Genomic DNA, 15,233 nt, shown 5'->3' with positions numbered 1-15,233 from the left:
CTTGACTTGACCATGAAGTGTCATGAGCCTGGCATCTGTTCGCTGCTGTGGCGGACTCACGCAAGGGGGGCTCATGAGACGAAGAGCGAGAGCGATCCTCGCTACGGGCGCGCTCCTGCTGGGCGGTGCGGGCATGGCGCCCATCGCCCAGGCGCAGAACGGCGGTTCACCCAAGCCCGACGCGAACGCCGTGAAAGTGTTCCGCGCGGAGATCACGAAGCAGCAGGTACCCCTGCTGCTCGCGGCCGGGCAGGACGGCCACGAACTCGGCGACGCGACGTGGAAGAACGGCAAGAGCGCGGTCGAGGTCTACGTCACCGACCAGCAGGCCAAGAAGCTGCAGAAGCAGGGCGTCGCCCTCACCGAGCACACCCTGACGGCCAAGGCCGAGGCGCGGGTGGAGAACGCGGCCCAGGGCGTGTTCCGCCCGTACAGCGGCAAGGGCAATCTCCAGGAGGAGATCGTCAAGACCGGCGCCGCCCACCCCGACCTCGCCAAGGTCGTCTCCATCGGCAAGACGGTCAACGGCCAGGACATCCTCGCGCTCAAACTGACCAAGGGCGCGAAGAAGTCCAAGGACGGCTCCAAGCCGTCCGTGCTGTACATGTCCAACCAGCATGCGCGCGAGTGGATCACGCCCGAGATGACACGGCGTCTGATGCACTACTACTTGGACAACTACTCCACGGACAAACGCATCAAGAAGATCGTCGACTCCACCGAACTGTGGTTCGTCCTGTCGGCCAACCCCGACGGCTACGACTACACGTTCAAGGACGCCGACGCCCGCCAGTGGCGCAAGAACCTGCGGGACGTCAATGGCGACGGGGTCATCTCCACCGGTGACGGCGTCGACCTCAACCGCAACTTCGCCTACAAGTGGGGCTACGACGACGAGGGTTCGTCACCCAACCCCACCAGCGAGACCTATCGGGGGGCGAGCCCCGGCTCCGAGCCCGAGACCAAGGCGCTCGACGCCTTCGAGAAGCGGATCGGCTTCACGTACGGCATCAACTACCACTCCGCCGCCCAACTGCTCCTCTACGGAGTGGGCTGGCAGGTGGCGACGCCCACCCCGGACGACGTGCTCTACAAGGCGCTCGCCGGAACCCCCGAGCACTCCGCGATCCCGGGCTACCACCCCCAGGTCTCCTCGGAGCTCTACACGACCAACGGCGAGGCGGACGGCCACGCGGGCAACGTCAACGGCATGGCGATGTTCACCCCCGAGATGTCGACCTGTGAGACCGCCTCGGACATCGACCCGAACGACGCCTGGAACGCGGCCGACTGCGCCTCGATCTTCACCTTCCCGGACGACGAGAAGCTGATCGAGCAGGAGTTCGAGAAGAACGTCCCGTTCGCGCTCTCCGTCGCCGAGACCGCGGCCCACCCCGACCGGCCGTCGTCCTCGGTGGGCCTCGACGCGGCCGACTTCACCCCGGCCCCCTTCACGACGTCGTACTCCCGCGGGGCCGACCAGGAAGTCTCCGTCGTCGTCCGCAAGTCCGTACGCGACAAGGAGCTCAAGTACCGCGTCAACGGCGGCCGCACGCTGGACATGGCCCTCAAGGCCTGGAAGGGCGGCGAGACCTACGGCGGCAAGGACAACCTCTACTTCGACGAGTACCGCGCCAAGGTGAAGGACGGCGACCCCGGTGACAAGGTCGAGGTGTGGTTCACCGGTGAGACCAAGAGCGGCAAGAAGACCTCCAGTACGCACTTCACGTACACCGTGGCCCAGCGGCCCGGTGCCGACACGCTGGTCGTCGCCGAGGAGGGTGCGACCGCCACGCAGTCCCAGGCCTACGTCGACGCCCTGAAGGCCAACGGCAGGAAGCCCCTCGTCTGGGACGTGGCAACCCTGGGCGCGCCCGACGCGCTCGGCGTGCTCGACCACTTCAAGACGGTCGTCCACTACACCGGCGCCGCCCGGCCGGGCAATGCCACCCAGCTCCAGCTGCGGGCCTTCCTCAACGAGGGCGGCAAGCTGATCGAGGCGGGCGAGCAGGCCGGCGGCAACGTCGACCTCGGCGGAGGCACCCTTTCGAACGACTTCAGCCAGTACTACCTGGGCGCCTACTCCCGTACGTCCACCCCGGGGGCCAACGGATTCACCGGCGCCGGGGAGCTCACCGGCTTCACGGGGGCGCTCGGCGACGCGCCCGGCAACCCGCTGAACACGGCGGGCACTTACGGCGTCACCTCGGACTCGCTGGCGCCCGCGCAGTACCCGCAGTTCGCCTCGAGCGCGGGAGCGGGCCAGTTCGCCGGGACCGTCAACCCGTACGGGCCCTACGCGGGCTCGTACATGGCCGCCGCCGTACACACCGACGACGCCTACAAGCGCCTCACCCGGACCATCGACCTCACCGGTGTCAGTGCCGCCGACAAGCCGACGCTGCGCACCCAGCTCCTGTGGGACACCGAGCCCGGCTACGACCACGCGGTGCTCGAGGCCCACACCACCGGGGCCGACGACTGGACGACGCTGCCCGAGGCGGGCGGCGCCACCAGCACCACGGTCCCGGCGGAGTGCGAGGCCGGATTCCTGGTCAGGGAGCACCCCTTCCTCAAGCGGTACCTGACCGTGAGTTCCACCGGCTGCGCCAACACCGGTACCAGCGGGGCGTGGAACAGCTTCACCGGTGCCTCCAGCGGCTGGCAGCAGGTCAACTTCGACCTCAGCGCGTACGCCGGCAAGTCGGTCGAGGTGTCGCTGAGCTACATCACCGACCCGAACACCGGCGGCCACGGCGTCCTCGCGGACAACGCCGCACTCGTCGTCGGCGGGTCGGCCACCGAAACCGAGGGCTTCGAGACCTCCCTCGGACCCTGGAGCGCCTCCGGACCGCCTCCGGGCAGCCCCTCCGTGCTCAAGGACTGGGCGCGCTATGGAGAGCTGTTCAAGACGTACGGCGGAGTCACCACGGACGACACGGTGCTGCTGGGCTTCGGCCTGGAGCACGTCACCGCGGCGGCCGACCGCGCGACCCTCATCAAGAAGGCGCTCGGGGCGCTGAACAGCTAACCCTGTGTGACTATCGCGTCAACACCGAGGGTGTTCCGTACCCCTACTGGTGGGTACGGAACACCCTGCCGTGTATGGGGTATCTCGATGTCACCGCAGACGCCTCGGGGAGGTAGGGTCGTAGGCGGTCGGGGACATCCCATACAACTCGCCGGCACTGAGTCGGCGTACCTAACGAGGAGATCGGTTCGTGACGATCCGCGTAGGCATCAACGGCTTTGGCCGCATCGGTCGTAACTACTTCCGCGCGCTGCTGGAGCAGGGTGCTGACATCGAGATCGTGGCTGTCAACGACCTGGGTGACACCGCGACCACCGCTCACCTGCTGAAGTACGACACCATCCTGGGCCGCCTCAAGGCCGAGGTGTCGCACACCGCCGACACGATCACCGTCGACGGCCACACCATCAAGGTGCTCTCCGAGCGCAACCCCGCCGACATCCCGTGGGGCGAGCTGGGCGTCGACATCGTCATCGAGTCGACCGGCATCTTCACCAAGAAGGCCGACGCCGAGAAGCACATCGCCGGCGGCGCCAAGAAGGTCCTGATCTCGGCTCCGGCCAAGGACGAGGACATCACCATCGTGATGGGCGTCAACCAGGACAAGTACGACCCGGCGCAGCACCACATCATCTCCAACGCCTCCTGCACCACCAACTGTGTGGCGCCGATGGCCAAGGTGCTCGACGAGAACTTCGGCATCGTCAAGGGCCTGATGACGACGGTCCACGCGTACACGAACGACCAGCGCATCCTGGACTTCCCGCACTCGGACCTGCGTCGCGCCCGCGCCGCCGCCGAGAACATCATCCCGACCACGACGGGTGCCGCCAAGGCCACCGCCCTGGTCCTCCCGCAGCTCAAGGGCAAGCTCGACGGCATCGCGATGCGCGTCCCGGTCCCGACCGGCTCGGCCACCGACCTGGTCGTGACCCTGCAGCGCGAGGTCACCAAGGACGAGGTCAACGCCGCGTTCAAGAAGGCCTCCGACGACGGCGACCTCAAGGGCTACCTGGCCTACACCGAGGACCCGATCGTCTCCTCGGACATCGTCGGCGACCCGGCCTCCTGCACCTTCGACTCCTCCCTGACGATGGTTCAGGAGGGCAACTCGGTGAAGATCCTCGGCTGGTACGACAACGAGTGGGGCTACTCCAACCGCCTCGTCGACCTCACGGTCTTCGTCGGCGGCCAGCTCTAAGTCCCGGAGCAGGCACCTCTGATGTGAGAGCAGGGCTCGGGCAGCGCACAGCCGCGTTGTCCGAGCCCTGCTCTGTGCACGGATCGATCAGCCCTCCCGGACAACAGAGCCCTCCTAGGAGTCCCTTTATGAAGACGATCGACGAACTTCTCGCCGAAGGCGTGGACGGCAAGCGGGTCTTCGTCCGCGCCGACCTCAACGTGCCGCTCGCCGACGGCCTCATCACCGACGACGGCCGTATCCGCGCCGTCCTGCCCACCATCAAGGCCCTCGCCGAAGCGGGCGCCAAGGTGGTCGTCGCCTCGCACCTGGGCCGCCCCAAGGGCGCCCCGGACCCGGCGTTCTCCCTGCTGCAGCCCGCCGAGCGTCTGGGTGAACTGCTCGGCGCCCCCGTGGCGTTCGCCCAGGACACCGTCGGCCCCGCCGCCCACGACGCCGTGAACGGCCTCCAGCCCGGCCAGGTCGCCGTGATCGAGAACCTGCGCTTCAACCCGGGCGAGACGTCCAAGGACGACACCGAGCGCGGCGAGTTCGCCGACCAGCTCGCCGCCCTGGCCGACGTCTACGTAGGCGACGGTTTCGGTGCCGTGCACCGCAAGCACGCCTCCGTGTACGACCTCCCGGCGCGCCTTCCGCACTACGCGGGCTACCTCATCGCCACCGAGGTCAACGTCCTGAAGAAGCTCACCGAGGACGTCAAGCGCCCGTACGTCGTCGCGCTCGGCGGCGCCAAGGTCTCCGACAAGCTCGCCGTCATCGACCAGCTGCTCGGCAAGGCCGACCGTCTGCTCATCGGCGGTGGCATGGCGTACACCTTCCTCAAGGCCAAGGGGTACGAGGTCGGCATCTCCCTCCTTCAGGAGGACCAGGTTCCGGCCGTCAAGGAGTACATGGACCGCGCGGAGAAGAACGGCGTCGAGCTGGTCCTCCCCGTCGACGTCCTGGTCGCTCCGGAGTTCCCGGACCTGAAGACCAAGGCCCCCGCCAACCCCACCACCGTCGCCGCGGACGCCATCCCGGCCGACCAGGAGGGCCTGGACATCGGTCCGGAGACCCGCAAGCTGTACGCCTCGAAGCTCGCCGACGCGGCCACCGTCTTCTGGAACGGTCCGATGGGCGTCTTCGAGCACCCCGACTACGCCGAGGGCACCAAGGCGGTCGCCCAGGCCCTCGTCGACTCCCAGGCCTTCACGGTCGTCGGCGGTGGCGACTCCGCCGCGGCCGTCCGCATCCTGGGCTTCGACGAGAAGGCTTTCGGTCACATCTCGACCGGTGGCGGCGCCTCCCTCGAATACCTCGAGGGCAAGACGCTCCCCGGCCTCGCCGCACTGGAGGACTGACCCCGCATGACGACCCGTATGCCGCTGATGGCGGGCAACTGGAAGATGAACCTCAACCACCTCGAGGCCATCGCGCACGTCCAGAAGCTCGCCTTCGCCCTGGCCGACAAGGACTACGAGGCCTGTGAGGTCGCCGTCCTGCCGCCCTTCACCGACCTGCGCTCCGTGCAGACCCTGGTCGACGGCGACAAGCTCAAGATCAAGTACGGCGCCCAGGACCTCTCGGCGCAGGACTCCGGTGCCTACACCGGCGAGATCTCGGGCCCGATGCTGTCCAAGCTGAAGTGCACGTACGTGGCGATCGGCCACTCCGAGCGCCGGCAGTACCACAACGAGACCGACGAGATCGTCAACGCCAAGATCAAGGCCGCCTTCAAGCACGGCCTGACCCCGATCCTGTGCGTCGGCGAGGAGCTGGCCGTCCGCGAGGCGGGCAACCACGTCGCGCACACGCTCTCCCAGGTCGACGGGGGTCTCAAGGACGTCCCGGCCGAGCAGGCCGAGTCGATCGTGATCGCGTACGAGCCGGTCTGGGCCATCGGCACCGGCAAGGTCTGCGGCTCCGACGACGCTCAGGAGGTCTGCGCGGCGATCCGCGCCCGGCTGGCCGAGCTGTACTCCCAGGAAGTGGCCGACCAGGTCCGCATCCAGTACGGCGGCTCCGTGAAGTCCGGCAATGTCGCGGAGATCATGGCGAAGCCCGACATCGACGGCGCCCTGGTAGGCGGTGCCTCTCTGGACGCCGACGAGTTCGTCAAGATCGTCCGCTTCCGCGACCAGTAAGTATGCGCTAGCGGCGATTCGTCGTACCCTTGCGGGGGTCGTGGCCTTCGGAGTGGGCTTGAGGTGCTCACCCAGTAGGCTTCGGCCCCCGTCGTCCATTCAGTTCCGAGGAAGTTGGTCCAGCCGTGGTTTTGGGGTTCTCGATCGCCCTGATCGTCTTCAGCCTGCTGCTGATGCTGCTGGTGCTGATGCACAAGGGGAAGGGCGGCGGTCTCTCCGACATGTTCGGTGGCGGCATGCAGTCGTCCGTCGGTGGCTCCTCGGTCGCCGAGCGCAACCTCGACCGCATCACCGTGGTGGTCGGTCTGCTCTGGTTCGCGTCCATTGTCGTGCTCGGCATCCTGATGAAGGTCAACAACTGATCACCGACCGGCATCGGTACAGCAGCACAACTGCACATTACGCAAGCACAATCCGCACGTAAGGCCCCATGTCCGGTACGCGCCCCCAGGCGCGGCCTATCATGGGGCTTGCGTCTAGGGGCCGGGGTGTAACTCCAATCACTGGACGCGCGTTGGGCCTTACGTAGACTGAGGCGCTCGCAGCGAAGCGTCACGCCGACTCGCTTCGCGGCACCATCACGCAGGGAGTTACGACCGTGGCAAGTGGCAACGCGATCCGAGGAAGCCGGGTCGGGGCGGGGCCGATGGGCGAGGCCGAGCGCGGCGAGTCCGCGCCGCGGCTGCGCATCTCCTTCTGGTGCTCCAACGGGCACGAGACGGTGCCCAGCTTCGCCAGCGACGCGCAGGTTCCCGACACCTGGGACTGCCCGCGCTGCGGCTTTCCCGCCGGACAGGACCAGGACAACCCGCCGGACCCGCCGCGCACCGAGCCGTACAAGACGCACCTCGCGTACGTACGGGAGCGGCGCAGCGACGCGGACGGCGAGGCCATCCTCGCCGAGGCGCTCGCCAAACTGCGGGGCGAGATCTAGGAGTTGAGAACCGGCCGGGCACCGAGGTGCCTGGCCGGACGTGTTTCGTACGCCGGGTCGCGGGCGCGCCGCCGGGTCGCGCCACCGTGCCGACCCGGTCACGGAGCGTCCGCGGCGCCGTCGCGAGCCGATTGTCAGTGGTGCCCTCTACGGTTCTTGAAGTGGCGGAACCAGAGGGGGCGTTGTGACGACGGTCGAGGCGGCGGGGGTGCGGGCACCTACGTGGCGCGGGGGATTCGGGCGCCTGTGGAGCGCGGCGGTGGTCTCGCGCTTCGGGGATGCCCTGCGCACCGCCGCGCTGCCGCTGCTCGCCGTGCGGCTCACGGACGATCCGCTCGTCATCGCCTCCGTCACGGCCTGCGGCTACCTCCCCTGGCTCCTCTTCGGGCTGCTGGGCGGCGCGGTCGCGGACCGGGTGGACCAGCGGCGGGCGATGTGGGCCGTCGACACCGTACGCGGCGGGCTGGTGGCCTGCTTCGCCCTCGCCGTCGGGCTCGGCCACGCCACGATCGGCCTGCTGATCGCGCTCGCCTTCGCCCTGACCACCCTCCAGACGCTGTTCGACAACGCGTCCACGGCCCTGCTGCCCTCCCTGGTCGGCAAGGAGACCCTGGGCAGCGCCAATGCCAGGCTGATGACCGGCCAGCAGCTCGCCGGCGGCTTCCTGGCCGGCCCCTTCGTGCCGCTGCTGCTCACCCTCGGGGCCGCCGCGCCGTTCGCGGCCGACGCGGTCACCTATCTGCTGGCAGCGGCCCTCGTGGCCTCCCTGCGGATCCGGGCGCCCGAGCGGGAGCCCCGGCCCGCCGGGAGCACCCTGCGGGCGGAGGTGGCCGAAGGAGTGCGCACCCTGTGGCACGACAGGGTGCTGCGCGCGGTCTGCACGGCCACCCTGCTGTGCAACATCGGCATGGGTGCCCTGATCGCCACGCTGGTCCTGCACGTGACCGGCTGGCTGCACGCGGGAAACGCGGGCTTCGCGGCCGCGATGACGGCCTACTCGGCCGGATCCCTGGCCGGGGGAGTGCCGGCCCAGTGGATCGCGCGCCGGATCGGGCGGGTACGGAGCCTGCTCCTGTGCGGATGCGTCCAGACGGCGGCCCTGGTACTCCTCGGCACCGTCCGCCACCTGGGTGCACTCCTCGCGGGCATGGCACTGCTCGGACTGATGGGCATGGTGTGGAACGTCAACCAGGTCACGCTGATGCAGCAACGCAGCCCGGCAGCCATGGTGGGCCGCGTCAGCTCCGCGTTCCGCACCGCCTCCACCTCCGGTGCCCCGGTCGGCGCCCTGCTCGGCGGCGCCGTGGCGGGTGCCTACGGACTGAACGGACCCGCGCTGTTCGCGGCCGTCCTCTTCGGGCTCGCCGTCACCTCGCTGATACCCGCGCATCTGCCGGACGTATCTGTTGTTGAGCCGGACGACGGCGCTACGACAGCTCACGTCAAGCCCTGATCAATTAGGTTGGGACCGGCAGTGGGGCGAGGCAAGCAGCAGCACACGCAGGAAAGAAGGCGGAAGCCAGAGATGAACGCAGACAGCCGTGCCAGGCTCAACCAGACGCCCGAGTGGACCGCTCTGGCCAAGCACCGCGAGGAGCTCGCGGAGACCCATCTGCGGGACCTGTTCGCAACCGACCCCGGGCGCGGAACCGGGTACACCCTCCAGGTCGGCGATCTGCACGTCGACTACTCCAAGCACCTGGTCACCGACGACACGCTGCGGCTGCTGCGCGAGCTGGCAGCGGCGACCGACGTCTTCGGGCTGCGGGACGCCATGTTCCGCGGCGAGAAGATCAACGTCACCGAGAACCGGGCCGTGCTCCACGTGGCGCTGCGCGCCCCGCGCGACGCCGTGATCGAGGTCGACGGGGAGAACGTCGTCCCGGCCGTGCACGCCGTGCTCGACAAGATGGCCGACTTCGCCGAGCGGGTCCGTTCGGGTGAGTGGACCGGTCACACCGGCAAGCGCATCAAGAACGTCGTGAACATCGGCATCGGCGGCTCCGACCTCGGCCCGGCGATGGCGTACGAGGCGCTGCGGGCCTTCACCGACCGCTCGCTGACCGTGCGGTTCGTGTCGAACGTGGACGGCGCCGACCTGCACGAGGCCGTCCGCGACCTCGACCCGGCCGAGACGCTGTTCATCATCGCCTCGAAGACGTTCACCACGATCGAGACGATCACCAACGCGACCTCCGCGCGCAACTGGCTGCTGACCGAGCTGAAGGCCGATCAGGAGGCCGTGGCCAAGCACTTCGTGGCGCTGTCGACCAACGCCGAGAAGGTCTCCGACTTCGGTATCGACACGGCCAACATGTTCGAGTTCTGGGACTGGGTCGGCGGACGCTACTCATACGACTCCGCGATCGGTCTGTCCCTGATGATCGCGATCGGGCCGGACCGCTTCCGGGAGATGCTCGACGGGTTCCATCTCGTCGACGAGCACTTCCGCACCGCGCCCGCCGAGACCAATGTGCCTCTGCTGATGGGCCTGTTGGGCATCTGGTACGGCAACTTCCACGACGCCCAGTCGCACGCGGTGCTGCCGTACTCGCACTACCTGTCCAAGTTCACGGCGTATCTGCAGCAGCTGGACATGGAGTCCAACGGCAAGTCCGTGGAGCGCGACGGGCACGACGTGGAGTGGGAGACCGGCCCGGTCGTGTGGGGGACGCCCGGCACCAACGGGCAGCACGCCTACTACCAGCTCATCCACCAGGGCACGAAGCTGATCCCGGCGGACTTCATCGGTTTCGCCGAGCCGGTCGCCGATCTGCTGCCGGGCCTGGTCGCCCAGCACGACCTGCTGATGGCGAACTTCTTCGCGCAGACCCAGGCCCTCGCCTTCGGCAAGACGCCGGACGAGGTGCGCGCCGAGGGCGTGGCCGAGGAACTGGTCCCGCACAAGACGTTCAAGGGCAATCACCCGACGACGACGATCCTCGCGAGGAAGCTGTCGCCCTCGGTGCTCGGCCAGTTGGTCGCCCTCTACGAACACAAGGTGTTCGTCCAGGGCGCGGTCTGGAACATCGACTCCTTCGACCAGTGGGGTGTCGAGCTCGGCAAGGTCCTCGCCAAGCGGGTCGAACCCGCGCTGACCGAGGGTGCGGACGTGCCGGGCCTGGACGAGTCGACGAAGGCGCTCGTCGCGAAGTACCGAGAGCTGCGCGGCCGGTAGGCGCGGTCGCGCGTGGGTCACGGAAAGCGGGCGGTGGGAGTCCGCCCGCTTCCCGTAGACTCCCGGGCGATCAAGCGGATGAAGGCTCGGGGGAGCGGAAGTTGACTGGTTCGCGAGGGAGTTGGACGGGCGGCAGGCTGACGGCGAGGTCGTTCCTGAAGCCGAAGCGGGTCGCGGAGGCGGTGTTCCATCCGGCGTGGATCCCGGAGGCGGTCGATCCGGGGGTGGAGCGGCTCAAGCGGGTACGGGTCATCGCCGGGGCGGTCGCGGCGGTCGGTGTCTACACCTTCGTGCAAGGCGGGTTCGCCTTCACGGAGATGCTGCAGAACATGCTGACGGCGTCCGTCGTGCTGCTGTTCATCACGCCGTTGACCGTCGGGGCGATGCTCCTCGTCTGGCGGCGCACCGGGACGGTCCGGCAGCTGCGGGTGCCGCTCGGCAACTCGTTCAAGCTGCTGCTGGCCTTCGTCGGGTCCATCGTCCTGACGGTGCTGACGTGGTGGCTTGCCGCCGGGGTCGGAGGATTCGCCCTGGTGCTGGGGCTGGTGGCGATCTGGCTGACCGGGTTCGTCGGCTCGGGTGCGGTGAAGGTGTCCGGCAACTTCTTCGGTACGGCCGCGGTGCATCGGTGTCTGCCGCCGTTGCTCGCCACCGTGACGACGTGGCTGATGGCCCTTCCTGACCTCGCCACGGGGGATCTGCACGGGCTCAGTCTCGGGATGGGGGTCGTCTTCATTCTGGGGGCGCCGGTGACGGTCACGGCGATTGCCGCGCTGGAGATGTACCGGTTGCGCAGGCGGCACGGGATACGGCTGGGGGCACATCCGGCCACACTGCCTCCGCCTGTCCCGTCGGCTCCGCCCGCCCCGCCGTACGGGTACCTCCCGCCGCAGGGCAACCCGTACGGGCCGGGTCCGGCGTACACGTACAACCAGGGCAACCCCTATGCGCCGGGGCAGCGGAACCCGTACAACCAAGGCCCGCAGAACCCCTACAACCAAGGACCACAGAACCCGTACAACCAGCAGAACCCGCACGGGTTCTGACCGCGTTCGGGTCCCGGGCTCAGGCCACCGCGCTCAGGGTGTCCGCGAGCCGTCGTCGGGCGGCGCGGCCCGCGGGGAGCGCGGCGAGGGCGGCGGCGCCCAGGACCGCGGCCAGACCGAACAGCGACAGCAGGAGGGGGGACGGCCCCCGGGCGATACCGGCGCCGATCCCACTCGACTTCCCCTGGACGTCGATCAGCCAGTGCGCCAGAGGCAGTCCCAGCGCCGTACCCGCGAGGACCGCTGCCAGCGCGGTGCAGGCGGTGGCCGTGACGGTGACCGCCGTGATCTGCCGCGGGGACAGCCCGATGGCCTTGAGCGCCAACAGATCCCGTTCGCCCTCGCGCACGGTGCCGCCGACCGCGGTCAGCAGCTCGATGAGCCCGATGAGGGCCAGTACGGCGATCAGCCCGACGACGACGCCGCGCAGCGGCGAGAGACCGTCGGCCGGATTGGTCACGGCGTGCACGTCCAGGTGCCCGTGCCCGGCCGCGGTCAGCTCGGCGGCGACCTTGTCCGGGTCGGCGCCGGGGCGCAACTCGAGCTGGTAGAGGGTCGGGCGGAGCTCCGGGTCGTTCTCGCGCAGGGTGTCGAGCGAGGTGGAGATGACGCGGCCGCCGTTCTCCGGCTCGATGCTGCGGCCGACGATGTGCAGGATCTGCGGGCGCGCGCCGACGGTCATCCGCACCCAGTCCCCGACGCGCACGTCCAGCAGGTCGAGCAGCCCCTGACCGGCCACCGCCTCGTCGGGTCCGCGGGCCGGGCGGCCCTCGGCCAGCGAGAACGGGTACGGGTCCCGGTGCGTACCGAGCCCGCGCAGTGCGATCGTCGCCGTCTGGCCCGGAACCAGAGCGGCCACCTCGGCGCCCGGGTGCACGGCGGTGACCTGTGCGTTCCGGGTGAGCAGGGCGCGGGCTGCCGGATCGCCGAGGCTCTCGTCCGGGTGCGCCGTGAGCGCGGCGGCGAGGCCCATCCGCTCGGGTTCGCTGTGGAAGCGGTCGATGGTGGTCCAGGCGCTCAGCGCGACCACGATCAGCAGCAGCGGCAGGGCGAGCCGGGCGACCGTGGCCAGCGAGCGTGGTCGCCGCGGGAACGCCTGGTGCCAGCCCAGCACGAGCGCGGGGGGCAGCCGCAGTCCGAGCGCCCGGCGGGCCACGCCCGACAGGCGGCCGGCCGGCGGTGCCGCGGCCCGCAGCACCGGCACGGGGGGCACCCGGCCCGCCCGCCACGCGGCGATCCCGGTCGTCGCGCCGATGAAGAGCACCGCGGCCACCGGTACCGCCAGGAGTGCCGCGGTGTGTCCGGGCAGTCCCTGCCAGACGCCCAAGGCGTCGCCGAGGCGGCCGGGGATCCGGCTCCCCAGCGCCTGGGTGAGCGTGGCGGCGCCCAGGGCGCCCAGCGACGCGTACACCACGTGCTGGATCAGGAAGATGCGCACCACCTGGCCGGGCGTGAACCCGATCGCCTTCAGTACCGAGATGTCCCGCAGGTGGCCGCGGATACGGGTGCCGATCGCGCCGTACACGGCGAGCCCGGCGGCCAGCAGCGCGCCGAGGCCGAACAGGCCGAGCACCTGTCCCAGCAGCCGGTTGTCGCCCTGGGCCTCGGCGCGGGCCTGCTGCCAGTTCGACACCTGGGTGACCGCGCCGGAGCCGAGCGTCGTCACCGCGCGCTGCACGGCATAGTCCGTGTCGCCGGGATCGGTCAGGCGCAGACCGATGACCTGGCCCGTACGTCCGTCCGCGCCCCGCACCGCGGAGGGCAGCGCCCAGACGACCCCCGACCGCTCGCCGGGGCGGTAGCGGGGCTCGGCACTGTCGGTCACGCCCAGGACGGTCAGGGTGCGTGCGGTGCCGGGCACGGTGAGGGTGTCCCCGGGCTCGGCCCACAGCGCACGGGCGAGGCTTTCCTCCAGGACGACTCCGTCGGGCCGGGTGTGGTCGAGCCAGTGACCGGAGGCGAGCAGCGGCCGACCGGTGGCGGGCGGCTCGACGGCGCCGCGCAGCTCGACGGAGGCACGGGTGCCGCGTGACTCGACGGTGGCGGACGCGGTGCGGTACGGGCCCGCCACGGACTCGACGCCGTCCAGCCGCGCGAGCCGCCCGGCGTCGGCGGACGCGCCGGTGTGGATCCACACATGCGCGCCGTGCGACTGCGTGAAGACGCGCTGCCAGGGGTTCGTCGCGTATCCGAAGAGCGCCGCGGCGAGCAGCAGCGAGGCGACGATTCCCGCGGTGGCGAGCACGATGAACAGCGCCTCGCCCCGATGCGTGCGCAGATCGGCATGCGCCCAGCGCAGAGTGGCCCGCACGCCGCTCAGTCCCTCAGTTCCAGCACGCCGGATATCCCGGCGCCGCGTGACGGCGTGCCGTCGAGTTCCGCGTCGTCGGCGATGCGGCCGTCGAAGAAGCTGATCACGCGGTCCGCGGCGCTGGCGAGCCGGGCGTCGTGGGTGACGAGCACGATGGTCTGACCGCGCTGGTGGAAGCCGGACAGCAGCCGCATCACCTCGCGGGTGCCCTTGCTGTCCAGGCTGCCCGCGGGTTCGTCGGCCAGCAGCAGGGACGGATGGTTGACCAGCGCCCGGGCCAGGGCGACGCGCTGCTGTTCGCCGCCGGACAGCTCACCCGGCATGCTGCGTCCCTTGCCCGCCAGGCCCAGCTCGGACAGCAGCCGCTCGCGCTCGGCGCGCGCCTGTTTGGGGGAGACCCCGGCGAGCAGCGCGGGCAGCTCCACGTTGTCGGCGACCGACAGGTTGGAGACCAGGTTGAAGAACTGGAAGACGATGCCGATGCGCCGTCGCCGCTCCACCGCCCAGCGCGCCTCGCTGTAGGCGTCCGTGCATTCGGCGTCCAGCCAGACGCTGCCGGAGTCGGGCCGCTGGAGGCCGCCGAGGAGGTGCAGCAGCGTCGACTTGCCGGCGCCGGACGGGCCGGTGACGGCCACGAACTCGCCCTGGCGCACGGCAAGATCCACTCCACGTACGGCGTACGCCGGGGCGCCCTCGCCGTGGTGGGTCTTGACCAGGCCCTCGGCGCGCAGCAAGGGAGCCTGACCCTCGGCGCGCGGCACAGGAGCGGTGTGGCTCATTCCAGCTCCTCCAGTTCCTCCTGGCAGCGCTCCAGCCAGTCCAGATCGGCCTGCAGGTGCAGCATGGCGCCCTCGATCAGCAGCTGGGAGATGCGGTTGTCCCGGTCCTCGGCCGCGGCGAGCTTCGACAGGTTGCGCATGGTGTTCAGATACTGCCGCCGCTGCTTGTTGATCAGGGCGATCTGGTCGGCCAGGCCGGTCGTGGGGGCGAGCGCGAGTTTCATGAAGAACTCGTCCCGTACCCGAGGCTCGTCCGCCGTCTCCTGGTACCAGGCATGCAGCGCCTCGCGCCCGGTGTCGGTGAGGTGGTAGATCTTCTTGTTGGGCCGGCTCGACTGCTCGACTTCCTCGCCCTCGATCAGTCCCGCCTTCTCGAGGCGGCCGAGCGTGACGTAGATCTGGCCGACGTTGGGCTGAGGGTACGCGGAGCCCAGCAGTTGCTCAAGGTCCTGCTTGAGCTCGTACCCGTGGGCCGGGCCTCGCGCCAGCAGGGCCAGGAGGGGCAGCCGCACCCGTACTCTCCTCCCCGCATCCTCGTCATGTGCCGCAGACCGATGTCATACCGATGTCAGGCCGTTGCCCGGTCGATGCGGCCGGAGACCAATGTGTTGCAGGCCCTAGTATCGCCCA

General features: G+C 69.7%; 12 protein-coding genes. 9 read left to right on the top strand and 3 right to left on the bottom strand.

Going from position 1 to position 15,233, the window contains the following annotated elements; translation table 11 throughout:
• Window positions 1-73: 73 nt before the first annotated feature.
• From OG798_RS16580 to OG798_RS16540, 9 genes are all read left to right on the top strand, one after another.
• Window positions 74-3,031, top strand: a complete 2,958-nt coding sequence (locus OG798_RS16580) for a M14 family metallopeptidase (protein ID WP_267061471.1) — start codon at window positions 74-76, stop codon at window positions 3,029-3,031.
• A gap of 190 nt (window positions 3,032-3,221) precedes the next feature.
• The gene (gene gap / locus OG798_RS16575; protein WP_054235924.1) at window positions 3,222-4,232 is read left to right on the top strand and encodes a type I glyceraldehyde-3-phosphate dehydrogenase; all 1,011 of its coding nucleotides are present in this window, start codon (window positions 3,222-3,224) and stop codon (window positions 4,230-4,232) included.
• A 128-nt stretch (window positions 4,233-4,360) separates the two neighbouring features.
• Window positions 4,361-5,572, top strand: a complete 1,212-nt coding sequence (locus OG798_RS16570; RefSeq protein WP_095855284.1) for a phosphoglycerate kinase — start codon at window positions 4,361-4,363, stop codon at window positions 5,570-5,572.
• Between the two features lie 6 nt (window positions 5,573-5,578).
• On the top strand, window positions 5,579-6,355 hold the full coding sequence (tpiA, locus tag OG798_RS16565) for a triose-phosphate isomerase (RefSeq protein WP_095855285.1): 777 nt from the start codon (window positions 5,579-5,581) through the stop codon (window positions 6,353-6,355).
• Window positions 6,356-6,480: 125 nt separating this feature from the next.
• Window positions 6,481-6,717, top strand: a complete 237-nt coding sequence (gene secG / locus OG798_RS16560) for a preprotein translocase subunit SecG (RefSeq protein WP_031143845.1) — start codon at window positions 6,481-6,483, stop codon at window positions 6,715-6,717.
• A gap of 236 nt (window positions 6,718-6,953) precedes the next feature.
• Window positions 6,954-7,289 carry an RNA polymerase-binding protein RbpA gene (locus OG798_RS16555; protein WP_095855286.1) on the top strand — a complete coding sequence of 112 codons (336 nt, stop codon included), beginning with the start codon at window positions 6,954-6,956 and terminating at the stop codon, window positions 7,287-7,289.
• A 184-nt stretch (window positions 7,290-7,473) separates the two neighbouring features.
• The gene (locus OG798_RS16550; protein WP_121416487.1) at window positions 7,474-8,742 is read left to right on the top strand and encodes an MFS transporter; all 1,269 of its coding nucleotides are present in this window, start codon (window positions 7,474-7,476) and stop codon (window positions 8,740-8,742) included.
• Window positions 8,743-8,814: 72 nt separating this feature from the next.
• On the top strand, window positions 8,815-10,467 hold the full coding sequence (pgi, locus tag OG798_RS16545) for a glucose-6-phosphate isomerase (RefSeq protein WP_328757262.1): 1,653 nt from the start codon (window positions 8,815-8,817) through the stop codon (window positions 10,465-10,467).
• 101 nt (window positions 10,468-10,568) lie between these two features.
• Complete coding sequence (locus OG798_RS16540; protein ID WP_328757261.1) at window positions 10,569-11,513, top strand: hypothetical protein; 945 nt, start codon at window positions 10,569-10,571, stop codon at window positions 11,511-11,513.
• 19 nt (window positions 11,514-11,532) lie between these two features.
• Here OG798_RS16540 and OG798_RS16535 read toward each other — a convergent pair whose 3' ends face one another.
• Genes OG798_RS16535 through OG798_RS16525 form a run of 3 tightly spaced genes read right to left on the bottom strand, consistent with a single transcriptional unit; the run spans window position 11,533 to window position 15,115 of the window.
• On the bottom strand, window positions 11,533-13,824 hold the full coding sequence (locus tag OG798_RS16535; RefSeq protein ID WP_121416489.1) for an ABC transporter permease: 2,292 nt from the start codon (window positions 13,822-13,824) through the stop codon (window positions 11,533-11,535).
• A 5-nt stretch (window positions 13,825-13,829) separates the two neighbouring features.
• Window positions 13,830-14,603, bottom strand: a complete 774-nt coding sequence (locus OG798_RS16530) for an ABC transporter ATP-binding protein (protein ID WP_095855291.1) — start codon at window positions 14,601-14,603, stop codon at window positions 13,830-13,832.
• The gene (locus OG798_RS16525; RefSeq protein ID WP_095855292.1) at window positions 14,600-15,115 is read right to left on the bottom strand and encodes a PadR family transcriptional regulator; all 516 of its coding nucleotides are present in this window, start codon (window positions 15,113-15,115) and stop codon (window positions 14,600-14,602) included. The genes OG798_RS16530 and OG798_RS16525 overlap by 4 nt, the downstream gene beginning before the upstream one ends.
• Window positions 15,116-15,233: the final 118 nt, after the last annotated feature.

It is taken from the genome of Streptomyces sp. NBC_00271, from assembly GCF_036178845.1.
GTDB lineage: Bacteria > Actinomycetota > Actinomycetes > Streptomycetales > Streptomycetaceae > Streptomyces.
This window is presented reverse-complemented; position numbering and strand designations above follow the sequence as displayed.

Bases quoted from the DNA above. Each gene is read 5' to 3' on its own strand.
- OG798_RS16530 (WP_095855291.1), bottom strand. From the start codon at position 14,603: ATGAGCCACACCGCTCCTGTGCCGCGCGCCGAGGGTCAGGCTCCCTTG.
- OG798_RS16570 (WP_095855284.1), top strand. From the start codon at position 4,361: ATGAAGACGATCGACGAACTTCTCGCCGAAGGCGTGGACGGCAAGCGG.
- pgi (WP_328757262.1), top strand. From the start codon at position 8,815: ATGAACGCAGACAGCCGTGCCAGGCTCAACCAGACGCCCGAGTGGACC.
- OG798_RS16580 (WP_267061471.1), top strand. From the start codon at position 74: ATGAGACGAAGAGCGAGAGCGATCCTCGCTACGGGCGCGCTCCTGCTG.
- tpiA (WP_095855285.1), top strand. From the start codon at position 5,579: ATGACGACCCGTATGCCGCTGATGGCGGGCAACTGGAAGATGAACCTC.